Here is a 23,688-nt window from a genome sequence, read left to right on the forward strand (position 1 = left end):
CGGTTATTACTGCTCAATCCGGAGTGACCGCATGGCCCTGACTACCTCGCTGGCTGATCTTTCCGTCCTGCTCGTCGAGCCTTCGAGCATGCAGGCCAATCTGGTCGGACGCATGCTTCAGCATCAAGGCATCCAGTCGATCGAAACGGTCGATACCGGAAGTGCTGCGCTGCAGGCCCTGACTTGCAAACCGGCCGGTGGGCAGATCGTGATCAGCAGCCTTTACCTGCCGGACATGGCCGGGACCGAGCTGGTCGCTGCCATGCGCGACGATCCCGAACTGGAATCGATTCCCTTCATCCTGGTTTCCAGCGAGACGCGTCCCCAGGTGCTGGAGCCGGTTCGCCAGTCCGGCGCCTGCAGTATCGTGACCAAGCCGTTCAATGAACAGCAATTGTCCCGGGCGCTTTATGCCGCGGCGGATTACCTGAATCCACCGGACGACATGGACGTGTCCGAAATCGAAAACCTCCGGGTCCTGCTGGTCGATGACAGCTTCGCCTCGCGCCGCCATCTGCACCGCTTGTTGAGCGAGCTGGGCATCGAGCGGATTACCGAAGCGGCCGACGGCAAACAGGCCGTAGCCTTGCTGCAGGACACCATGGTCGACCTGGTGATTACCGATTACAACATGCCGGAAATGGATGGTCGTGAATTGACCGAATATATCCGCACGCAAAGCTGGCAGAACAATGTGCCGGTGCTGATGGTGACCAGCGAGCAAAACATGGGGCGTCTGGCGGCCGTCGAGCGGGCCGGAGTGTCGGCCATTTGCGACAAGCCTTTCGAGGCCGGCAGTATTCGCAAGCTGATCAGCGATTCCCTGGTCCGGTAAACCGTCGCCGGACATTCAGCAAGACGACGACCAGCGCACCCAGGACCAGCAGCGGGTCGAGCAACACATCCCAGAGGTTGGCGAAAATTCCGCTGGCGTAAGCAGCCAGGTCGACTGCCAGGATCAGCAGCCAGCGATCAAGTCGTCGCCAGCTCAACGCTGCTGCAACAGGGATGCAGGCAGCGAGCAGCATCCATGGCTGGTAACCGCTGGCGTACGGGTCGAATGGTCCCCAGCCGAGTGCGGCCGGATAGAAAAACAGGGCAAAAATCACCAGGCCCAGCGCCGGGCGGTCGCCGAGTGGCGATGGCGTTCTGCCTGCCAGCTGGAGGATGGCCAGTTGCAGCAGGGTGACCGAGGGCGTACCGAAAAAACCGTGCATGGCCGGCGCAATGCCGGTGAGCAAGGCCAGCGCCGTTGCGGCCAGCGCAGCACGGGCGCGCAGCGGGCCGAGCGGGAGCAGGGCAATCAGCGCACCGAAAATCAGGCTGTGGGCGAGTAGACCGTAGGAAGCCACCGGGTTCATGGTTTTTCCTCGTCCAGCCAGGCTTCGCTGAAGGCGGCATGCTTGATGCCCAGGCGGCGCCAGGTGTAGGCCAGGTGAATGCGTCCGTCGCGCCCGAGCAACAGGGCCGGGTAGGAAAACTCGGCGCCGGCATCCGGTGCGGTTTCTATCGTTCGGCTGGCCTGCCAGGTCTTGCCGTCATCGGCTGAAATCCAGAGCAACAGCGCTTCCCGCCCATTCGGCGGATTGCCGGCCAGCAACAGGCGACCGCTGCGCAGGCGCAGTGCGGCGACCGAGGCGTTCGGATTGGGCACGTTCAAAGCCTCGCCGGCTTGCCATGACTGGCCGCCATTGTCTGTTTGCGTGACCTGAACCTTGTTGCTGCCGGAGCCGGCGTCGCGCAAAAAAGCGATGGCTCGTTGTGCGTCGAACGCAACGATAGCTGGTTGCAAAGTACGGACATCGTGTGTCATGCGTACTTTGTCGATGATTTGTCCGGTGGCCGAAAGGCGCAGCCATTCGCCGTGTTTGGCAATGAATTCATGGTAGACCGGCAGACCCAGGCCGCCATCGGCCAGCGCCATCGGCGCTGTGCGGCCCAGCGTGCTGATGTTGGCGAATGGCGAAGTCTGCAGTTTTTCGGGCTTCGACCAGCTTTTGCCGTGATCGGTCGAAACGCTGTGATTGAGCGAGCTGCCAGCCCAGCCGCCAACGGCCACGCTGACATACCAAAGGTGCAGCCAGCCGCCTTCTGCGTAAAGTACCGGGTTGCCGACCTTGCGCACGTAAGCGAAAGTGCCGCCGGCGGTTGTTTCGCGGGTGGCAATGGCTTGCGGTCGGCTCCAGCCCTCTTTGCCTTGTGTGCTGAACCAGACGGCGACGTCGGCGGCGCCTTCGCGGCTACCGGCAAACCAGGCGGCAACCAGGCGGCCGTCGGGCAATTGGGCCAGCGCGGCGGCATGTGCCGATTCGCCGGCGCTCGGCAGCATCTCGGCCGCGAACATGGCCGGCAGCGTTGAAGCTGCCGCGGGCGGCGGCGGGACGAAGGCCGGCGCCTCGGGTTTGGGGATGCGCCAGAACGCGGCGCTCAGTGCGAGCGCAAAGAGTAGAACGGGAAGCCAGCGTGGCAAGGCGGGCGATTCCTTGCTCATGGCCGGCTGATCTCGAACCAGAAAACACGGGTGAGCAAGGGGGCGAGACTGCGGCTGGCGAATGCATTTTGCCAGTCGGCCCGGTTGCTGCCGACGCGGGCGAAGCGCAGGCCGGAGCCGTGCGAAGCCAGCGTCTCGTAGCGACCGAGTTCGTTTGCGCTGTAGCCTGCTGCGGTCAACGCTTGCTGGAAGCGCGAAATGTCTTTGTCTTCAACGAAAACCGGTGTTTTCAGGGCGCTGATTTCAGCCAGGTCGAAGGCATCCAGGCGGCCATAGTGACGATGCGCCTGGGCGCTGAGGATCGGCAGCATGGCCGGTTGCGGGCCGTCGAACATGGCGACCGGGCGGCCCTTGCCGAGGGCGACCACATCGCCCGGTACGGCGTTGACGCCGATCGCCGGGAAAACACCCCACAGCACGGCGATCCAGAAAATGGCGGGGGCCGCCAGCGTGTGGCCGCGACCACGTTCCTGCCACCAGGCCCAGGCGAGGTAGGCGGCTGGCAGCAGCAGCCAGTACCAGCCGCCCAGCTTGAACCAGAAGCAGAAGCCGGCGAGCAACGCGCCAAACAGGAGGGCGAGCAGGGCGCCGATCCGGAATGGCCAGCGCGCCTTGACCTGTGGCAGCGCCAGGGCGAGAAATATGGCCAGTGGCACAAGCGAGCCGATCAGGTAGCGATCGAAACTCTTGATCAGCAGAAACGGCAGGAAAGTGGCAGCGAACCAGAGCAGGGCAACACGCGGCGCGCCATTTTCGTGGCGCATTTTCCAGGCCGCGTAGATGAACACGATGACCCAGGGCAGCGCAATGTTGAGCAGGCCGAGGAAGATGCCGGGCGACAGGTTGAAAAACTGGCGCGACTCCAGTTCGTCTGCCAGTACCAGGTTGGCGGCTTCAGGATAAAGCGTCCGGACGATGAAAAACCAGGGGAGCGAGAGGGCCGCCCAGAGCACCGCGTGGCCGAACAGGGCCAGCCGGTGCCGGGACAATTCGGCGAGGCGCAGCCGCCCGTTGAGCCACAGCGCAAGTGTGCCGCCACCGCAGACCAGCGCGACGATCGGGCCTTTGGTCATGAAGCCGGCGGCGAGCAGCAGCGTTGTCGCGGTCAACCAGGCCAGACGACGGGAATCGAACCAGATCAGGAAAGTCCAGAAGGCGGCACTCGACAGTGCGGCGACCGGAACATCGAGCATGAAACGCCGGCCTTCTGTCGCCATGCCGAGGCAACCGAGCAGGATGCAGCCGGCCAGCCAGCCGCTTTCGTGGCGTCCGGAAAGACGTCGGGCAATCCCGGCGGCCGAGACCACCAGCAGGGTGGCAAAAAGAACGCCGACCAGACGTGTGCTGACGATCGAAATGCCGAACAGTTCATAGCTGGCCCGGCCCAGCCAGTAAAGCATCGGCGGTTTGCGGATGCGTGGCGCACCGTCAAGAAAGGGAACCAGCCAGTGATTGCCTTCGATCATTTCCATCGGCGTGCGCAGGCCGAGGAAAAACTCGTCCTTGCCGCTCAGGCCGGTCGCTTCCCAGATGCCGGGCAGCAGCACGGTAAGGGCGAGCAAGAAAAGCAGCAGGGTCTGGCGAGCAGGTGAGTGGGCGTGCATGGGGCGGGATTTTAACCCGCTTCAGGTCGGCTGGCCGGAGTTTGGTCCGGCCTTTCGCCGAGCTTGGCCGTGCTGCGGTCAACAGCCTTTGTAAGCCGGTTTCCGTTTTTGCATGAAGGCATCGATTCCTTCGCCGGCATCTTCGCTCATCATGTTGCAGGCCATGACTTCACCGGCGTAGTCATACGCCTCGCTCAGCCCCATCTCCAGTTGCCGGTAGAACATGCCTTTGCCCATGCGGATGGCGACCGCGCTCTTGGCGAGGATGGATTGGGCGAGACGTTCCACTTCGGCATCCAGGGCATCGGCCGGGACCACGCGGTTGACCAGGCCCTTGACCTTGGCTTCAAGTGCGTCGATGAAGTCGCCGGTGAGCAGCATTTCGAGCGCCGCCTTGCGGCCAAGATTGCGCGCCAGCCCGACGGCCGGGGTTGAGCAGAATAATCCGACGTTGATTCCCGAGACGGCAAACTTGGCGACATCGGCGGCGACCGCCAGGTCGCACATCGAGACCAGCTGGCAACCGGCCGCGGTGGCGATGCCGTGCACGCGGGCGATGACCGGTTGCGGCATCTGCGTGATGGCGAGCATCAGTTCGCCGCATTGCCTGAACAGTGCCTGCATGAATTCCTTGCTGTGATTGCCGCGCATTTCCTTGAGGTCATGCCCGGCGCAGAAAGCCTTGCCGGCCCCGGCAATGACGACGACACGAATCGCTTCGCAGGCAGCAATCGCATCGAGTTCGGCTTTCAGCGCGGTCAACATGTCCCTGGACAGGGAATTGAACTGGCCGGGCCGGTTCAGGGTCAGCGTGGTCAGGCCATCGGCCCGGTCATCGCGCAGGACCAGCGGGGCAAAATCGGTAGCGGCGGGTTGTGTCATCGGCAGTCTCCTCAGTGGTTTTATTAGGGGATGTTAATGTACCGCGTTCACTGCCTGTCGGTGCTGTCGGAGTCGGGTTCGCTGAGCGCGAACGGGGCAATCAGCGGCAGGCGCAGCGTGAAATGGGTGCCGCTGCCGCGCGCTGTTTCCAGTTCGATGCTGCCGCCCAGTACGTCGCTGGCCAGATTGCGTGTGATGTACAGACCGAGCCCACTACCGCCGGTACCCAGGCGAGTGGTGAAAAACGGGTCGAAGGCACGCGAGGCTTCCGTCTCGTCCATGCCGCGTCCGTTGTCGCGATATTCGATGATCACTTGCTCGCCGGCGCAGTGGGCGGCGAGGTGGATTTTGCCGTTTGGTTGGTCGCCGAATGCATGGGTCAGCGAGTTGAGCACCAGGTTCGAGACAATCTGTTCGAGTGGCCCCGGGTAGCTGTCGAGCATGATGCCGGCCGGAATGTCGACCTGTACCCGATGCGCAGTGCGTTTGATGCGTGGGCGCAGTGTCGACAGCATTTCCTCCATGGCCTGGGCCAGATCGAATCGCCGGCGGCGGATGCTGGTCTGGTCTACAGCCACCTGCTTGAAACTGTTGATCAATTCAGCGGCTCGCTCGATGTTGCGTTCGATCAGGGCGGCGGCGTCGCTGCTGTCGGTCATGAAGCGCTGCAGTCCATTCTTGGTCAGCTTGGCGCTGTCGATGCTTGCGCCCAATTCCTTGATCCGGTCGCGCAAGGTGCTGGCGACCGTATTGGCATTGCCCAGGGGCGTGTTCAATTCATGGGCGACACCGGCAACCAGATTACCAAGGGCGGCAAGCCGTTCCGACTGGGCCAGCTGTTTCATCGCCGCCTGGATGTCGGCATTGGCCTTGAGCAAGGCGTTGGTCCGCTCCTCGACACGTTGTTCGAGGTCTTCGTTCAGGCGCAGCACCGCTTTTTCGGCGGCAATCCGGGCGGAAATATCCTCGACAATCCCGATGCCGCCGATGACGGCGCCGCGCGAGTTGATGGCCGGTGCGGTGCGGAAGGAAACCCAGGTGGTGTGGCCGGACAAGGTGCTTTGGTATTCGCCCTCGTAGTAACCGGGCATGCCGGTCGTCGCTTTCCGGCAGGCGGGGATAGGCGACTGGTCGCGTACCAGATTGAGATTCAGCCCGATCATCCGGTCGCGCTGGGCATGCAGGATGTCGGAAAAACGGTCGTTGGCGTAGGTGATCTTGAGATCGAGGTCGAAGTGCACAATGCCGACCGGCGAGTGGCGGAGCAAGAGTCGGTAGCGTTCTTCGCTGGCACGCAGGGCGGATTCGGCCTGTTTGCGCTCTTCAATATCGCGCACCGCAGCGACGAGGCGGAATTCGCCACCGATTTCCGCGGTGCGCAAGGCAACTTCAACCCAGAACAAATGGCCGTTCTTGTGCCGGGCGTGCCATTCGAAAATATGTACACCGCGTTCCAGCGCCTGTTCCAAGCAGCGGGCGGCATCTGCCTGGGTGTAGGGCGGTGTGTTGCTGCTGAGGTCGCCGATGCTGAGTTGATGCGCCTCATCGGTCGAGTAACCGTAAAGCCGGCAAAAGCTTTCGTTGGCTTCAATCAGGCTGCCATCGGCGGCCTGGATGATGATGGCTTCGTTGGTCGCCGCCAGGATTTCCCGGTAATTCCGTTCGCTGCGGGCCAAGGCGAGTTGGGCACGATGCGAGCGGCGGGTCAGGCTGATCAGTAAAATGACGATCAGCCCCAGGCTGCCGATCAGGGCGGTGCTCAGCCAGAATTCGCGCGGGTGCGTTTGACGCAGCGATTGCGGCTTATTTCTGATCTCGGCACCGGATGGCAGGTTTTGTTCGTCAATGCCGAAACGGACAAGTGTCGGATATTCAAAAATGGCTTCCGTCTGGCCTCCGGCGGGCGGAATGGTCGCCGGATTTTCTCCGGCCAGGATACGCTGTGCCAAGGTGGCCGCCTGGAACCCCTGGCGATGACTGCTGACTACCTGCCCACCCAGGATGCCGGGTACGACCATGCCATCCTCCTTGGCCAGCACCGGTGCAGCCGAGGCTGCCGCCCATAACTGCGAGGCTTCGGCATGCGTCAGGGTGCGATTTTCACTGTCGCGGTTGAACGTGAGCAAAATAACGCCGCTTTTTGTATCGAGCTGCGTCAGGCGATGCTGGATTGACGGTGCCGGTCGATCGCTCAGAAACTCGAAGGCAAGATCGCTGTTTTCCCGTGCCAGCATGGCTGCGCCACGCGCTTGCGCCAGGCCGGTGCGACTCTGGTCGTGGATGAAAACAACTCGTTCCAATCCGGGAATCAGTCGGCGCAGCAGTGCAATGTTGCTGCTGATGTCGGCATCGTCGAATACGCCGGTGATGTCGCTTTCTGTTTTCAGCGATGCCGCCCTCTCGCCGGCAACACCACTGAACACTAGTGGAATGCCGTGGAACAGCTGACCGGGCTTGCGCAACAGAAGGGCAAAGTCGAGCGCGTCATCATCCTGGGCAACGATCAGTGCCGGTTTGTTCTGGCGGTATTTTCCGTCGAACAGACGCGCCGCCTGGGCGAGATAGGCCGGACTCGGGGGCGTCCGCTTGGTGTCGAGGAATTCGATATGCAGTTCAACCGGCGGCGAGGCATTGGCAAAGCCATCGCGCAAGCCGGCCACTTGACCATCCGTCCATGGCAGGCCGGTGTGGTAGGACGAGATGACCAGAATATCCTGCCGTGTTTCGGCGGCCGCAAATGCGGTTTGCCATACTCCGGCCAGGAACAGGCAGGCGACTGCAAGCTGTGCCCAGGTCGCGATGGGAAGCGCGAAGCGCGCAACGCTCATTCCCCGTCGCTTTGCCGGTAGGCTCATTGTCTCGTTCCATTCTGGTTTTTTGGCTAGATTAACGCGCCCGACATACTTTGTCTAAATTCACACGGCTTTGTTGGCCGCTGTTTTCCTGATCGAAGTAACGTGGGCCGAGCGGGCGCTCGCGGCAAAAGGTAAAATTGCACCCATGAATCCCCCGCGCTACGTTCCTCTTCGCCTCCATTCCGAATATTCAGTGACCGACGGCATCGTCCGGATCGGTGATGCCGTCAAACGTGCAGCCAGCGATGGCATGCCGGCGATGGCCGTGACCGACCTCGGCAATCTCTTCGGTCTGGTCAAGTTTTATTCCGGCGCGCGGGGCAAGGGCGTCAAGCCGATTGCCGGTGCCGATGTCTGGATTGCCAATCCGGAAGCGCCGGATGATGCTTCGCGCTTGCTGCTGTTGGTCAGAAACCGCACCGGTTATCAGCAGCTATGCGAGTTGCTGACGCGGGCTTATTTGGTCGAAGGCCGGCGCGATCGTGCCGAGATCCGGCGCGAGTGGTTTGCCGAACTAGGGAGCGATGGCTTGATTGCTTTGTCCGGCGCGCATCTCGGCGATGTCGGGGAAGCACTGGTTAACGGCAATTTTGAACTGGCGGGTGAGCGGGCCAGAGCCTGGGAGGCCATTTTCCCCGGGGCTTTCTACCTTGAAGTGCAGCGCTACGGTCAACCGCAGCAGGAGGCCGTTGTTCAGGCAACGGCCGATCTGGCTGGCGAGTTGGGGCTGCCGCTGGTGGCAACGCATCCCATCCAGTTTCTCGATCAGGACGACTTCCAGGCGCATGAAGCGCGGGTTTGCATTGCCGAGGGTTATGTACTCGGCGATCATCGCCGGCCGAAAATCTATACCGACCAGCAATATTTCAAGAACCAGGCCGAAATGGTCGAGCTGTTTGCCGACCTGCCGGAGGCGTTGGAAAACACGCTGGAAATCGCCCGGCGCTGCAATATCGAGATGACGCTGGGCAAGAATTTTCTGCCTGACTTCCCGATTCCGCCGGGCATGACCGACGGTGAATATTTGGTTGAAGAAGCAAAGAAGGGGCTGGAAATCCGTCTTGCCGAGCTGTATCCGGACCCGGAGGTGCGCCAGCAGCGCAGGCCGGAATACGATGAGCGTCTGGTTTTTGAGTGTAAAACCATTCTCCAGATGGGCTTCCCCGGTTACTTCCTGATCGTGGCGGACTTCATCAACTGGGGCAAGCAAAACGGTGTGCCGGTTGGCCCGGGGCGGGGTTCAGGTGCCGGTTCGCTGGTCGCCTACTCGCTGCGCATTACCGACATCGATCCGCTGGAATACGCGCTGCTGTTCGAACGCTTCCTGAATCCGGAACGGGTTTCCATGCCCGACTTCGATATCGACTTCTGTCAGGACAACCGCTGGCGCGTCATCGAATACGTGCGCGAGCACTACGGCCCGCAGGCGGTTTCGCAGATTGCCACCTTCGGTACGATGTCCTCCAAGGCGGTGATCCGCGACGTCGGCCGCGTGTTCGGCCTGCCGTACTCGATGTGCGACCGCATTTCCAAACTGATCCCGATTGTCCAGAACAAGCCGGTGTCGCTGGCCGAGGCGCTGGAGCAGGAGCCGCAGCTCAAGGAAATGATGGAGGGCGACGGCGACGGTGAAACCGTGCGCGAGCTGTTCGATCTGGCCGGTCGACTGGAGGATTTGACCAGAAACGTCGGCATGCACGCCGGGGGCGTGCTGATCGCGCCGGGCAAGATCACCGATTTCTGTCCGATTTATCAGGCCACCGGCGCCGATGCTTCGCCGGTGTCGCAGTTCGACAAGGACGACGTTGAAAAAGCCGGGCTGGTGAAGTTCGACTTTTTGGGTCTGCGAAATCTGACCATTATCGAGCTGGCTGTTGAGTACATCCGCCGGATGACCGGCGAGAAGCTCGATTTGATGTCGCTCGGCTTCAAGGACCCGGCCGCCTACCAGATTCTGAAAGATGCCAATACAACAGCGATCTTCCAGGTTGAATCGGAGGGCATGAAGAAGCTGCTCAAGAAGCTGGCGCCCGACCGTTTTGAAGACATCATCGCTGTGCTGGCGCTCTATCGTCCCGGTCCGTTGGGCTCTGGGATGGTGGATGACTTCATTCTGCGTAAAAAAGGTCAGCAGAAGATCGACTATTTCCACCCCGACCTGACCGCCTGTCTGTCGCCGACCTACGGCGTTATCGTGTATCAGGAACAGGTGATGCAGATTTCGCAGATCATCGGCGGCTACACGCTCGGTGGCGCCGACATGCTGCGTCGGGCGATGGGCAAGAAGAAAGCCGAGGAAATGGCCGCCCACCGGGCGACGATTGCCGAAGGGGCGAAGAAAAAAGGTTACGACCCGGCGCTGGCCGAGCAACTGTTCGACCTGATGACCAAGTTCGCGGAATACGGCTTCAACAAGTCGCACACCGCCGCCTACGCCGTCGTCACCTATCACACCGCCTGGCTCAAGGCGCACCATTGCGCGGCCTTCATGGCGGCGACCATGTCGTCCGACATGGACAACACCGACTCGGTCAAGATCTTCTACGAAGATGCCGTCGGGCCGGCCAACAAGCTCAAGATGCTCGGGCCGGATGTCAATGCCTCGAATTACCGTTTCGAGCCGGTCGACCGCAGCACGATCCGCTATGGCCTCGGTGCGGTGAAAGGCACTGGCGAGCAGGCCGTGAACGTCATTTTGAAGGCACGCGAAGAAGGCGGGCCGTTCAAGGATTTGTTCGATTTTTGCAAGCGTTGCGACAAGCGCATGGTCAATCGCCGGACAACCGAGGCGCTGATCAAGGCTGGGGCATTCGATGGCATCGCCCCGAAGGTTGCCGGCAGCGAAGTGCCGGATCGCTATCGCTTGCTGGCATCCGTCGGCGTGGCGATGGAGTTCGCTGATCAGGCCGAACGCAATGCAATGCAGACGAGTTTGTTTGATATCGGGAATGTGGCCGAGGAGCACGCGCCGCAATATCTCACTGTCAAGCCGTGGGATGAAAAGGAAAAGCTGATGCAGGAGAAGACGGCGCTCGGCTTCTTCTTCTCCGGCCATCCCTACAACACCTGCAAGAAAGAGTTGTCGCGCTTCATCCGCCGGCCGCTGAACCGTCTGGAACCGGCCAAGGAAACGACGGCGCTGGCCGGTGTGGTCGTTGGCGTGCGGACCCAGATGACCCGGCGCGGCAAGATGCTGTTCGTTCAGCTGGATGATGGTACCGGGATGATCGAAGTCACCGTCTTCAACGAATTGTTCGAGGCTGAACGAGCCAAGATCGTTACCGATGAGGTGCTGATCATTGAGGGGCGCGTTCGCTACGACGAGTTTTCAGGCAGCAACAGCGTGACGGCCGACAAGCTGATGACTTTGGGCGAGGCGCGGGCGCGTTTCGCCAAACACCTGCAGTTGCGGATGGGCGCGGCGGCAGATGCCCGCAAGTTGAAGTCGCTACTGCAGCCGTTTGTGCCGGGAACGGCCCAGGTTCGTATTCGCTATCGCAACAAGGATGCTGAATGCGAACTGGTGCTGGGCGAGAAGTTCCGCGTCAGGCTCGATGATCTGCTGCTGGAGGCGCTGACCGGCTGGTTGCAGCCGGAGAACGTCGAAATCATCTATTAGGCAGGGGCTGAGGCTAGGCGGATAGCGCCATGCGGCGCTATCCCGGCCGTCTTCAGACCACCATGTCGGTCTTGAAACCAATCCGCACGGCACCCCAGTGACGGCCATTGATGATGATCGGCATCGACAGGTCGTTGAGGATTTCACCGGTATCCCGGACGTAGGTCTGGAAGAGCGAAGATTTCTGGTTCTTGGCCAGCTTGAGGCCGACCGGATCGTTGAAGATCCGCTTATGGCGGCATTTGAGCAGGTCGACCGCAGGATCGCCGCTTGGGGCATTCGAGAACACGCCATTGTGGGCCGGCGCATAACCATTGGTATCGACTGACAGCGAGTAGGTCAGCCCGGGGACGTCGCGCAACAGATCGTCGTAGATGCGCGTCAGTTCGGCGTCGCACTGGCCGTCATAGGCCGTCGTGAAGCGCTTCGGGTTCGAACCGGGGATGTCCTTGTAGGCTTGATCGAAAACGTTAACCCCGCGGTCGGCCATTTTCTGGAATACCGCTGCGACGCTGTTGCGGAAGCCGATGCATTTGTCGTGCAGGTTGTCGAATGCACTGTTGCCGGTCCGGAAATCAGCCAGCGTGCATTGCAAGTCTTCGGTTGATTCGCGCAGCGTCTTGGCTGAGTCCAGGCACTGTTTCATGCGTCCGGAAATGTCGACCGAGTGATTGCGGATTTCTTCAACTTCGCGGTGAATCGACTGATTGCTCTCGCGCAGGTTGTAGATGGCTCCGGAAATGGTGCTCAATTGCTCGGTTGTGCGCTTGAAATCGCCCACCATGGTGCTCAGGTCGCTGGCCGAGGTTTCGATGTATTCGTTGGCCTTGGTGACTTCGCCGACAATGGTCTGCGTCTTGGCCGAGGTATCTGAAACCAGATTGATCATCGACTGGGTGTTCTGCCCGATGACCTGAGTGGCCGTCTTCACCTTTTCTGCCAGCTTGCGGACTTCGTCGGCAACGACGGCAAAACCGCGTCCGGCTTCGCCGGCACGGGCAGCTTCGATGGCTGCGTTGAGGGCCAGCAGATTGGTCTGGTCGGAAATATCGTTGATCAGCGAAACGATCTCGTTGATCTTCATCGAACTGGTATGCAACTCGCTGACCGTCGAGGAGAAATGCTCGATGTGCTGGTTGGTCGAGCGCATGGTCGAGGCAACGGTTTCCATTTGCTCCAGCGAGCGCTGGGCCAGATCGAGATTGTTCCGGGTGGATGCCTGGATGGCGTCGGAGTTCATCGCCACTTCGCCGACCGCCTGGTTGACCCGGTTGCTCGACTCGAATACGTCGCTGGCCAGCGATTCCTGCCGGCGCACGGCGTCGCCGGTGAGCTGGACCAGGTGGTTCATCTTTGCCGCATCGGCTGCAATGCTGACGCTGCGTTCCCGTGCGTGCGAGATCAGGCCGCGAACCCGGCTGAAGAAGCGGTTGATGTTCGACGAAATCCGGCCAGCCGCATCACCGCCGGATGTGCCGACCGAGTGCGACAGATCGGCATTGCCATCGGCAATGGCGGCAATGTCACGGTCGATTTTGTCGAGAGCGTTGTTATTTCCGAAAAATCCCATCAGATGTCTCCTGCATCTAGTTCTTATGACTTACCGGGATAGGGCAAGGGGTGGGGCAGATAGTACGCCGTGAAATTAACTATGGCACCCCTTACGCCTTGCTTACGAAAACTCAGGTCGTGCGCTGGCGGGCCGCAAGTCGGCCCAGAAGAAAGCCCTTGATCTCGTGGAACGGAATGGGTTTGCCGAATACGGTGACATCGGGCGGCAGGCCGCGCTGGGCAATTTCGTCGTCCTCGATGGCGCTGACCACGATAATGTCCATGCGGGCCAGTTCCGGGTTGGCGCGCAGGCGCCGGATCATCTCGAAGCCGTCCATGCCGGGCATCATCAGATCGGCAATCAGGATGTCGGGCGTTGATTGTCCGACTTGCAGCAGGCCGTCAAAGCCATTGGCAACCATGCGAACCTTGATCGGCAGATTCCAGCTTTCGATGGTCAGTTCGTAGAGCTTCTGCAGTGTCGGGTCGTCTTCGGCGATCAGCAGGTTGATCTGGCCGCCTGCTTCGCTGGCGCTGGGGATCAGATTCTTCCGTCGGTTGAGCAGGGCTTCGACCGAAGCAAGCGGAATGCGACGATGACCGCCGGTTGTCTTCCAGGCTTCAAGCGCACCGCTTTCGACCATGTTCTGGACCGTGCCGAGCGATACACCCAATTTGACGGCGGCTTGACGGGTACTGAGAAATTCTGAGTCTGCCATGGTTGTTTCTGAGAAATAACAAATTCGTTAAATTTTAGCAGGGTAATCAGCGGGATTTGTAAAATAAAAAATCCCGGCCATCCGCAAGGGGCCGGGATTTCTTGGGGTTTGCCTGCACAAGGCAGGCAGTGAGCCAGATTACAGCTTTTTGGCGTTTTTCGAGAGATAGGCGGCAACACCTTCCGTCGAGGCAACCATCCCCGGTTTACCCTTGTTCCAGCCTGCCGGGCAGACTTCGCCGTGTTCTTCGAAGAACTGGAGAGCGTCGACCATGCGCAGCATTTCGTCGATGTTGCGACCGAGCGGCAGCATGTTGACGACTTGGTGCATGACCACGCCGTTCTTGTCGATCAGGAAGGAACCTCGCAGGGCCACGCCGGCACCTTCGAGTTCAACGTCGTAAGCGCGGCAGATGTCGTGCTTGATGTCGGCGACCAGTGGGTAGCCGACCTGGCCGATACCACCGTCCTTGATGGCGGTGTTCTTCCAGGCCAGGTGGGTGAACTGGGAGTCGATCGAAACACCGATGACTTCGACGCCGCGTTCCTTGAATTCAGCCAGGCGATGATCGAAGGCGATCAGTTCGGACGGGCAGACAAAGGTGAAATCGAGCGGGTAGAAGAACAGGACAACCGGCTTGCCCTTGAAATCGGACAGCTTCAGGTCCTTGATTTCATTGTTGCCATAGACAGCGGTGGCGGTGAAGTCGGGGGCTTGTTTACCAACGAGAACGGCCATGGTGTGCTCCTTTTAATGTTTATCTGAAGGTTGGGGTAAAGGCGGAATTTAACCAAGCATGCAGGGACTGTCAAACAGGGGGCCATGCTTTGTGAATTGGGCAGGTTTGCCATGAATCTCATTCTGGCTGGCATAATCACAGTATGAAAATAACAATGATTTGGCTAGCCGACGGAGGGGTCGGGACATGCTGAAAGTACTGGTTTTCATGCCTGTCGTGGGGGCTGCCGTGTTGGCAGTGTGGCCTGCCCGCCGTCCTGTACACCTTTGGCAGGTGGCGATGCTTTTCTCGGTCGCCGCCCTGGGCTATGCACTGTGGCTGGCGGGTCAGTTCGATCCGGCTGGCGCGGCGGTCCAGATGGCCGAAAGCCGGGCCTGGAACGTTCGGCTGGGCTCTTATTTTTCCCTCGGGATGGATGGCATTTCGCTGGCCATGGTGCTGTTGACCGCGCTGCTCAGCCTGATTGCGGTGCTGGTGTCGCGCCGGATGGAAAGCGGTGCCCGGCTGTACTTCCCATTGGTGCTGCTTCTCGAATCGGCCATGTTCGGCGTGTTCACCGCACGGGACTGGTCGTTGTTCTATGTTTTCTGGGAAGCCACGCTGCTCCCCCTGTTCTTTCTGATCGAGCGCCTGGGGGGCGCCAATCGGCAGAAAGCGGCGCTCAATTTCTTCCTGTATACGCTGGGCGGCTCAGTATTCATGCTGGTGTCGCTGCTGTTTTTGTACGATGCGGCGCCAGGCCACAGCTTTGCGATGGCTGATATGGCCGAAGGCGGGCGTGGCTTGCCGCTGCATACCCAGTTGTTGATTTTTGCCGGTTTTTTCATTGGCTTTGGCGTCAAGATGCCCGTTTTCCCCCTGCATGGCTGGCTGCCGCTGGCTCATGTCGAAGCGCCGAGCCCGGTATCCATCCTGCTCTCCGGGGTGTTGCTGAAAATGGGGGCCTACGGCCTGATCCGGGCGGCCGAAACCTTGCCGGCGGCCTTGCTGGCCACGCAGGACTGGCTGGCCTTGCTGGCCTTCATCAGCTTGCTTTACGGTGGCATTCTGGCCTGGCGTCAGCAGGACCTGAAAGCCATGGTCGCCTACTCGTCGATTTCACACATGGGCGTTGTCCTGCTCGGCATTGCTACGTTGAATGTCACCGGACTGACCGGCGCCGTGATGCAGATGGTGGCGCATGGCCTGACGGCTGGTTTACTTTTCCTGGTGGTTGGATTGCTCTACCAGCGGACGCACCAGCGCGACCTGGCGGATTATGGCTCCTTGCTCGGCAAGGCGCCGCGCTTTGCCTTTTTCTGTGCTTTCGGCTTGCTGGCGGCGATCGGTCTGCCGGGCAGCGCCGGCTTTGTGGCTGAATTGCACGCTATCGTGGGCAGCTTCGGGCGCTGGGGGGGCTGGGTTGCCCTGGTCTGTCTCGGCATGTTGATCGGTGCCGCATACAGTTTTCGGGTGATTGGCCGGTTGTGCCTGCCCGGTCGGCCGATGGAACTGGCTGACATGACGCGTACCGAAACGGTTGCCGCTGCCATTCTGGCGCTGGTCATCGTGGTGCTGGGTATCTGGCCGGCACCTTTGCTCGGCCTGATTGCTGGCAGTGTCGCGCAGGTCAGTCAGTGGTTTTGGGCGTGAGATGATTGCCGAGCGCGATATTTCTCCCCGCCAGCGCCTGATCGATCTGCTTGCCCATTTGCGGCATGTCTTGCCAGCCCAGGCGCCGATTCGCGATTTTGTTCATCACAATACCCTGCATGGCTTCCAGCATCTCCCTTTCGCCGATGCGCTGGCTGCGGCAACGCAACTGACCGGTGCGTCGACCTACTGGCCGGAGGCGCGTTTTCGGGCGGCGTTTGAACAGGGCCGGATCAACTGCGACGATCTCGACGTGGCGTTCGATGCTGCGGGGCTGGATCAGCTCGATCAGCCTCTGGTGGCCCAACGCAGTCGTCGCGATATTCTGCGGGCCAGCCTGCTTGTCCCGCCCGAAGGTCTTTCCGCCGAACGCCGGGCCTGGTTGAGTCGGGAAACGCAGCCTCCCGAAGCGGCGATTCTGGCCTTGTGCCGGACGTTGACCGCAGCACCGTCGACGGCTGACGTGGCGTGGCAGAACGTTGCCAGCCAGCGCTGGGCGACGCTTTGTCAGCGGGTTGGCGGTGACTGGACCTTGCGTCACCTGCTTGAACATCTGAGCGGTGAAAATATTCTGGAACGCGTGCGCTCGATGCTGCAGCGCCATGTCGCGGCACATCTCGATCTCGGTATCGCCGCCTGGCGCAACCCGGCACGGGCCGATGGCTTTTATGCGGCCTGGCGAGCCAGTGCCGGCCTGGATGTCGGCTGGGAACTCGACGACTTGCCGGCCGTGCACGAAGAGATCGCGCATCTGCCAGCCGATCCGCTCGACACCCTGCTCGACGAACTGCCGCGCTTGCTGCCGGATGAAGCGCGATGGCCGGCCTATCTTGAAAGACTGGCGCTCGACATGCCTGGCTGGTCCGGCATGTTCCTGTGGCGCGACGATCACCCGGCCACCGGCGATGGAACGCCGGTGGCCATGCTGGATTACCTTGCCGTCCGCGTTGTACTTGAGCGTCTGTTGGCTGACGACCTGATTCGTCGTTTGACCGGCTCGCCGCTCAATTTCGATGAACTGGCCGGTTATTTTGCCGCTTGTCCGGCCGAGTTTTTCGTGCGCGATGCCTTGCGGTGCGGGAATCTACCCGAGGATTTGCAAAATCGTGCGGCCTATTTGACCGCGCCGGCCGAGAGCGTTCGACTGGATGAAAGCGAATGGATTGCGCTGGCCGAAGCGATTGCCGATTCAGCACAGCCAGATGACTCGATGGCCTGGTATCTGGCCGGTTTGCTGCTTGAACTGGACTTGGGCGGCGCCGACCAGGCAGCGCCCGGTGCGGCAGAGGCTGCGCAGTTGCTTGACTGTGCAGGCAGCTTGAGTCCCCTGCAGCGCGGTCAAATCTGGCTGGAGGCTTACGAGCGGCATTATCGGGAACAACTGCTGACGGCGCTGGCGGCCAACCATTCACGCCAGCAAACAGTCACCCGGCCATCGGCCCAGGTCATCATGTGCATGGATGACCGCGAGGAGGGCACACGTCGTCACCTGGAGGAAATTGCCCCGGATGTCGTGACCTATGGCGCGGCCGGATTCTTTGGTGTGGCAATGTACTGGCAGGGCCTGAATGATGCGGCTCCGACGGCGCTGTGCCCGGTTGTCGTGACACCGGAACATCTGGTTTGCGAGCAGCCGGCGCTTGGCCGCGAGGCTGCCTTGGCCGCCCATGCGGCTCGGCAGGGAAAGCGTCTCGGCTGGCGCGAAAGCCTGTTCCAGAAAACCGGAGGCAGCGTGCTGGTCGGGCCGTTGCTGACCGCGCTGGCCGGATTGCCGGCCCTGCTTGCCCTGTGCGCAGCCAGCCTGTCGCCCAATTGGTTCGGTCGGACGTTGCAGCGCTGGCGCGAATGGTTCGACGGCGCTTTGCCCAGCCGCCTTGCGCTGACGGCGGAAACGCCAGCGTCGGCGACCGGGCAAAAACCGCAGCATGGATTTACCGATGAGGAGCAGGTCGACCGCGTCGCTGCGTTCCTGCGCATGATCGGCCTGACGCAGGACTTTGCGCCGCTGGTCCTGATGTTCGGCCATGGTTCGGGCAGTCTGAACAATCCGCATTTGTCGGCCTACGATTGTGGCGCCTGCTCCGGTCGGCACGGCGGCCCCAATGCGCGGGTTTTTGCTGCCATGGCCAATCGTCGTGAGGTCCGTGCCGGTTTGGCCGAGCGCGGATTGACGATTCCCGATTCCGTCTGGTTTGTCGCCGCCGAGCACAATACCTGCGATGACAGCATCGTCTGGTATGACCTTGAGGCAGTACCGGCCAACTGGCAACCGGCACTTGATCGTTTGGTCGGCCAGTTGAACGAGGCCTGTCGGGCGCATGCGGCCGAACGTTGCCGCCGCCTGGCTTCGGCCCCGCGCAACCCGACGCCATGGCAGGGGCGGCAGCATGTCGGCGGGCGAGCCCAGGATATTTCGCAGGTGCGTCCCGAGCTTGGGCACGCGACCAATGCGGCCGCTTTCATCGGCCGGCGTGCCATGAGTCGTGGCTTGTTTCTCGACCGACGCGTCTTCCTCATCTCCTACGATCCGCTGAACGATCCGGCCGGCAGCATTGCCGAGGGCATCCTGCTTGCCGCCGGACCGGTGGGCGCCGGCATTGCGCTTGAGTACTATTTTTCGACGGTGAATAACGAATATTTCGGCTGCGGGTCAAAAGTGACGCACAACATCACCGGCCAGTTCGGGGTGATGGAGGGAGCCGATTCCGATCTGCGTACCGGCTTGCCCTGGCAGATGGTCGAGATTCACGAGCCGATGCGTTTGCTGGTCGTCGTCGAGCAACGTACGGACGTTCTAGCCGAGATTCTGCAGCGCCAGCCGCCGTTGCAGGAGTTGATCAACAATGCCTGGATCGTTTTGGTGGCCAAGGAGCCGTCGACCGGGGCAATGGCTCAATATTGCCCGCGCCGTGGCTGGTTGCCGTGGTCAGGCAACCGCGTCCTGCCCCAGGTGGCACGTTCTGCCGACTGGTTTGCCGGGCAGAGCGAGGCTCTGGCACCCGCCCAATTGCTTGGAGCAATGAAATGACGCCATTTCCGTTCTCATTCCTTAGCCAATTGGCTGACTGGGTCTGGCTGGTTCCGGCGTTGTCATTGCTGGCGGTCGTGATCAATGCGGCGCGCGTTTTGCTGGGCCGCGCCCAAGGCGATGCCAGCGAACCGCTGACCGCCGGCTTGTCGTCGCTGGCCGCGTTGGGCAGCCTGCTGCTGCTGATCGGGATCGATGCCGCCGCGCTGATCGATGCCGTGCCGGGACATCGGGTGCTGGGCGTCTGGTTTGGCAGCGGCAACTGGCAGGTCAACGTTTCCTTCCTGCTCGACGGGATTTCCCTGCCGCTGGCGACGTTGACCGCGCTGATCGGCTGGCTGGCGATGCGTTTCTCGGCCAATTACCTGCACCGGGAGGCCGGTTTCCACCGTTTTTTCATCATCCTCGGCTTCTTTCTGGCCGGCATGCAACTCGTCCTGCTGGCCGGCAACGGGCTGCTGGCCTTTGTCGGCTGGGAAATGTGCGGGGTTGCGTCCTTCCTGCTGATCGGTTACGCCTGGCATCGCCCGGTGGCCACCGGCAATGCGCTGTTCGCCTTTGTCACCAACCGCGGCGGCGATGCCGGATTCCTGCTCGGACTCGGCTTTGCACTGGCCTGGCTAGGCAGCTTTGAATGGTCGGCGATGACTGCGCCGGGGGCTTTGGCGCAGGTCCATGCGCGCCTGTTGCTGCTCGGTTTCGTGCTGGCTGCGCTGGCCAAGTCGGCCCAGTTGCCTTTCAGCCCGTGGATACTGCGCGCCCTTGAAGGGCCGACGCCTTCGTCAGCCGTTTTTTATGGGGCGATCATGGTTCACGCCGGGGTGTACCTGATGTTGCGCCTCGCGCCGTTGCTCAGCCAGGTGCCCGATCTGATGCTGGCGCTGGTTGTGATCGGTCTTTTGACGGCCGCTTATGCCTGGTTATGCGGGCTGGTTCAGACCGATGTGAAATCGGCGCTGATCTTTGCCACGCTGTTTCAGGTGGCCTTGATGTTCGTTGCCATCGGCCTGGGCTGGACAACGCTGGCCTTGATCCATCTTTGCCTGCATGCCGGCTGGCGTGCCTGGCAGTTTTTGCTGGCCCCTTCCTGGCTGGCGCTGGTCCGCCATGCGCCGGCGCCTCCACCGGCCTGGCTGCGCGACCGGCAATTGCTATATACCGCCGCTGTGCAGCGTTTCTGGCTCGACAAGCTGGCGCATGCCTTGTTTGTCCATCCGACCGAATCGTTTGCCCGCGATGTTCGCGCTCTGGAAGAACATTTCATCGATCGGGCGTTGGGCGAGCCGGGGCGGGGCGTGTCGCTGGCCGAGGGGCGGCCGCTGATCGTCGGCGATGGTCTGCCGGGGCGAGCCCTGGCCGGGATGGCAGAGCTCCTGCAACAGGTTGAAAACCGTTTGTTGCTGCGCGGTCGCGGCGGCATGGCCGAGCAACTGCTGCATCGCGTCAGCGCGTATTTGCGGACGTTGGAAAATCTGCTGGAGCAGCCGCGTTATTTGATGATGGCGGTGATGGCAACTTTCGTGGTGATTCTCTGATGAGCGGGCTGAGCGAGATTTTCTGGAACGAGCAGGCCGCCGCGCCGCTCCTGCTGCTCCTGCAGTTGTTGCCGCTGCTCGGGGCGGCGGTCGTTTTTGCCCTGCGCGAGCGGTCGACCGCAGTTTGGGCCGGAAAGATTTTTGCGCTGCTTGAGTTGCTGCTGGCCGGGCTGGCTACCAGCCAGATCGATCCACTTTCCCCGGCTTTGCAGCTGGCCGAGCGATTTGCCCCGTTGGCTTATCACGTCGCCGTCGATGGCCTGAGTCTGGTTTTCCTGCTGCTCGCCGCCTTGCTGACCCTGCTGATGACCTTGTACGGCATGAGCCGGGGGATGATCTCGCCAGGCCGCCTGTTTGCCGTGCTATTGCTGGCCGAGGCCGGCTTGGTCGGGATGCTGGTGACGGTGAACATTGCCTGGTTTGCTGCGTTTTCGGCGCTGGAATTATGGTCCGTTGTCTTTCTCTTGCGGCGCTGGGCCTCGTCGCGCGCCGAAATTCAGGCGCTGGCCCGCTTTGTTCAATACCAGGCTTTTGGCTGGCTGCTCTTTGCCGCCGGTTGCGTCGTTCTCGGCTGGGGGCATGCCGACGTGAACAACGGGCGCTGGAGTTTCGACCTGTTCGATCTGCTGGGCGCGATCCCGGTCGGCAAATTCCAGACGGCAGCTTTCTATCTTCTGTTCTATGGACTGGCGGTCCGCACGCCGCTTTTTCCCCTGCATGGCTGGCTGCCGAACATGGCCCAGCATGGCCTGATCGCCGTTGCTCCGGCCCTGATGGTCGGGGTCAAGGTCGGCATCTACGGCATGTTGCGTTTCGTCCTGCCCCTGACGCCGGGGGCGGTGCACTATTGGCAACCCTATGTCGTCGGTTTTGCCATGGCCGGCATCTTCTTCACTGCGGCACTGGCCTTCCAGCAAACCAATCTGCGCCGCTTGCTGGCCTTTGCCGTGGTCAGCCACACCAGCCTGTTGGTCATCGGCGTGTTCAGCCTGCATCAGGCCGGCATCCAGGGCGCCGTATTGCTCGCCGCCAACTTCGGGCTGGCCGTGACCGGCATGTGGTTCATCGTCGGTTTTGTTTTTCGGCGGACAGGAACGACCGAACTGCACGAGCTTTCCGGTTTGTTCGAGCGGATTCCTTTTCTGGCGATCGCTTTCCTCAGTTTTGGCCTGGCCATCGTCGGCATGCCCGGCACCCCCGGATTCGATGCCGCGCACCTGATTCTCGAAGCATCGATCGACAGTTTCGGCGCCTTGTCGACCGTCGCCGCCGCGCTTGGCAACGTTGCTGCCGCCGGCTTCCTGCTCTGGGCTTTTCAGCGCGCCTTCCTGTCGCAGCAAAAACAGGGCGGGCATGAAGTCGACCGCACCCTGCCGATGGAATACCTGGTCTGCGGCATTGCGCTGGCGGCCATGCTGGCCATCGGCTTTTTCACCGAACCCTGGCTCTATTTGACCGAAATGGCGAGCCAAAGCATGGCCGAGAGGCTGGTCCGATGAATCTTCCGCTGCTTTCCCTGTTGATTTTCCTGCCCTTGCTGGCGGCCGGCTTGTTGTGGCTCCTGCCGTTGCAACGCGTGCGTTTTGCCGTAGCCGGCAGCATGGTGGTGACGCTGACCCTGGCGACGACGGTCCTGTTGCTTTATCTGCCGGCCGGCGAGCGTTTCCAGATGATCGAACGTTGGTCCTGGATCGCCGGATTGAAAATTCAGTACCTCGTCGCGGTCGACGGGCTATCCGTACTCTTTTTGCCGGCGACGGCCTTGCTGTTTCTCGGTTCGCTGGTGGCCGGCTGGAATGCCGTGCGGGAGGCCGCACGTCTGCATTACAGCTTGCTGTTGCTGCTGCAGAGCGCAACGCTGGGTATTTTCTGCGCGCTGGACACGATTCTTTTCTTCGTTTTTTGGGAACTGACACTCATCCCGCTTTATTTCCTGCTCGCACGCTGGGGCGCGCATGCCGGCAGTCCGCAAGTGGCCGCGCGCTACTGCCTGATCATGCTGGCCGGCGGCGTGCCTTTACTGCTCGCCTTCATCCTGCTGGCGAGTGGCCTGCCGGCTGCCGGGTTTGACCTGATCGCCTTGCTGGCGACCCCTTTGCCGCGCGCCTCGCAAACGACGGTTTTCCTGCTGCTGCTGGTCGGCTTCGGGTTGAAGGTGCCGCTGGTTCCCCTGCACACCTGGCTGGTCCAGTTTTCACTGGCAGCCCCCGGTTCGCTGACGGCCCTGCTGGTTGGTTTGAAGATCGGGGCTTTCGGCCTGATCCGTTTTGCCGTGCCGCTGGCCCCGCAGGCCGCACAGGACCTGCACTGGCTGCTGGCCGGTCTGGGGACGCTGGCAATCCTCTATGGTGCGGTCGGCATGCTGGCGCAAAGCAATTTGCGCGTCGCCCTGGCCTTGGCCAGTATTTGCCATGTTGGACTCGCCGTGCTCGGGTTGGCATCGTTCACCGCACAGGGGGCGCAAGGTGCGGTGTCCCTGCTGCTCAGCTTCTCCGTGGCGACCGGCGGCGCTTTCCTGTTGCTCGAATTTCTTCGCCAGCGCACCGGTTCGACCGATATTCACGCGCTGGGTGGTGCTGCGAAAACCATGCCACTGCTGGCGACCGGTTTTCTGATCTGCGGCCTGGCCGGTGTCGGTATGCCGGGAACGAGCAGCTTTCCGGGCGAGTTCATGCTGATCATTGCGGCCTTGCAGGTACATACCGGTGCCGGGATGGCCGCGCTGTTCGGTCTGTCGATTGCCGCGGCTGGTTTTCTGGCCTTGTATCGCCGGGCCTTCTTCGGCCCGGCCCGCTGGCCGGCCGTGACCCAGGCGGATGATCTCAGGCCGCGCGAATGGCTGGTGCTGGTCGCCTTGATTGCCATGGTCGTTCTTATCGGGATTTTTCCCGGTCCCTGGATCGAGATCGTTCGTCCTTCCGCCGAAGCCTGGGCTGCCGGGTTGGGGCGTTGAGCCGGCCCGGGCTGTTCGGGGCATGCTAAAGTAAGTGCCACCATGAATCATCCTTGTCTTGCCCGATGATTGTCTGTCAA

At 61.4% G+C, this 23,688-nt stretch carries 15 protein-coding genes; 7 read left to right on the plus strand and 8 right to left on the minus strand.

The window, feature by feature from the left end; translation table 11 throughout:
- Positions 1-31: 31 nt before the first annotated feature.
- Entirely contained in the window at positions 32-835 is an 804-nt protein-coding gene (locus tag GBK02_RS04820; protein ID WP_203468615.1) for a response regulator, read from the plus strand.
- On the opposite strand, the gene GBK02_RS04825 is transcribed toward GBK02_RS04820, so the two are convergent.
- The 5 genes from GBK02_RS04825 to GBK02_RS04845 all read right to left on the minus strand — a co-directional run bounded on the left by GBK02_RS04825 (position 813) and on the right by GBK02_RS04845 (position 7,832).
- The gene (locus tag GBK02_RS04825; RefSeq protein WP_203468616.1) at positions 813-1,361 is read right to left on the minus strand and encodes a hypothetical protein; all 549 of its coding nucleotides are present in this window, start codon (positions 1,359-1,361) and stop codon (positions 813-815) included. The two genes, GBK02_RS04820 and GBK02_RS04825, sit on opposite strands and share 23 nt — an antisense overlap.
- Positions 1,358-2,491 carry an exo-alpha-sialidase gene (locus tag GBK02_RS04830; protein ID WP_203468617.1) on the minus strand — a complete coding sequence of 378 codons (1,134 nt, stop codon included), beginning with the start codon at positions 2,489-2,491 and terminating at the stop codon, positions 1,358-1,360. The genes GBK02_RS04825 and GBK02_RS04830 overlap by 4 nt, the downstream gene beginning before the upstream one ends.
- Positions 2,488-4,095, minus strand: coding sequence for a glycosyltransferase family 39 protein (locus GBK02_RS04835; RefSeq protein WP_203468618.1), 1,608 nt, complete (start codon positions 4,093-4,095; stop codon positions 2,488-2,490). Before GBK02_RS04835 ends, GBK02_RS04830 begins: the two co-directional genes overlap by 4 nt.
- Before the next feature lie 78 nt (positions 4,096-4,173).
- Positions 4,174-4,977 carry an enoyl-CoA hydratase gene (locus GBK02_RS04840; protein ID WP_203468619.1) on the minus strand — a complete coding sequence of 268 codons (804 nt, stop codon included), beginning with the start codon at positions 4,975-4,977 and terminating at the stop codon, positions 4,174-4,176.
- A 47-nt stretch (positions 4,978-5,024) separates the two neighbouring features.
- Positions 5,025-7,832: an ABC transporter substrate binding protein gene (locus GBK02_RS04845; RefSeq protein ID WP_203468620.1), complete on the minus strand. Its 2,808-nt coding sequence runs from the start codon at positions 7,830-7,832 to the stop codon at positions 5,025-5,027.
- A 145-nt stretch (positions 7,833-7,977) separates the two neighbouring features.
- Between GBK02_RS04845 and dnaE the strand changes: the two genes are divergently transcribed.
- Positions 7,978-11,451 (plus strand): DNA polymerase III subunit alpha, encoded by a 3,474-nt coding sequence (dnaE, locus tag GBK02_RS04850; RefSeq protein WP_203468621.1) that lies wholly within the window; start codon positions 7,978-7,980, stop codon positions 11,449-11,451.
- Between the two features lie 52 nt (positions 11,452-11,503).
- On the opposite strand, the gene GBK02_RS04855 is transcribed toward dnaE, so the two are convergent.
- The 3 genes from GBK02_RS04855 to GBK02_RS04865 all read right to left on the minus strand — a co-directional run bounded on the left by GBK02_RS04855 (position 11,504) and on the right by GBK02_RS04865 (position 14,459).
- Positions 11,504-13,021: a methyl-accepting chemotaxis protein gene (locus GBK02_RS04855; RefSeq protein ID WP_203468622.1), complete on the minus strand. Its 1,518-nt coding sequence runs from the start codon at positions 13,019-13,021 to the stop codon at positions 11,504-11,506.
- A gap of 112 nt (positions 13,022-13,133) precedes the next feature.
- The gene (locus GBK02_RS04860) at positions 13,134-13,721 is read right to left on the minus strand and encodes a response regulator (protein ID WP_203468623.1); all 588 of its coding nucleotides are present in this window, start codon (positions 13,719-13,721) and stop codon (positions 13,134-13,136) included.
- Positions 13,722-13,859: 138 nt separating this feature from the next.
- Positions 13,860-14,459, minus strand: a complete 600-nt coding sequence (locus tag GBK02_RS04865) for a peroxiredoxin (RefSeq protein ID WP_203468624.1) — start codon at positions 14,457-14,459, stop codon at positions 13,860-13,862.
- Positions 14,460-14,646: 187 nt separating this feature from the next.
- Between GBK02_RS04865 and GBK02_RS04870 the strand changes: the two genes are divergently transcribed.
- The 5 genes from GBK02_RS04870 to GBK02_RS04890 are packed head-to-tail and all read left to right on the plus strand — an operon-like array spanning position 14,647 to position 23,608.
- Positions 14,647-16,092, plus strand: a complete 1,446-nt coding sequence (locus tag GBK02_RS04870; RefSeq protein WP_203468625.1) for a NuoM family protein — start codon at positions 14,647-14,649, stop codon at positions 16,090-16,092.
- Entirely contained in the window at positions 16,058-19,120 is a 3,063-nt protein-coding gene (locus GBK02_RS04875) for a DUF2309 domain-containing protein (RefSeq protein ID WP_203468626.1), read from the plus strand. Before GBK02_RS04870 ends, GBK02_RS04875 begins: the two co-directional genes overlap by 35 nt.
- Complete coding sequence (locus tag GBK02_RS04880; RefSeq protein WP_203468627.1) at positions 19,117-20,655, plus strand: proton-conducting transporter membrane subunit; 1,539 nt, start codon at positions 19,117-19,119, stop codon at positions 20,653-20,655. The genes GBK02_RS04875 and GBK02_RS04880 overlap by 4 nt, the downstream gene beginning before the upstream one ends.
- Positions 20,655-22,154 carry a NuoM family protein gene (locus tag GBK02_RS04885; protein WP_203468628.1) on the plus strand — a complete coding sequence of 500 codons (1,500 nt, stop codon included), beginning with the start codon at positions 20,655-20,657 and terminating at the stop codon, positions 22,152-22,154. The genes GBK02_RS04880 and GBK02_RS04885 overlap by 1 nt, the downstream gene beginning before the upstream one ends.
- Positions 22,151-23,608: a NuoM family protein gene (locus tag GBK02_RS04890; protein WP_203468629.1), complete on the plus strand. Its 1,458-nt coding sequence runs from the start codon at positions 22,151-22,153 to the stop codon at positions 23,606-23,608. The genes GBK02_RS04885 and GBK02_RS04890 overlap by 4 nt, the downstream gene beginning before the upstream one ends.
- Positions 23,609-23,688: the final 80 nt, after the last annotated feature.

It is taken from the genome of Dechloromonas sp. TW-R-39-2 (assembly GCF_016864195.1).
In the GTDB taxonomy this organism is placed as follows: domain Bacteria; phylum Pseudomonadota; class Gammaproteobacteria; order Burkholderiales; family Rhodocyclaceae; genus Azonexus.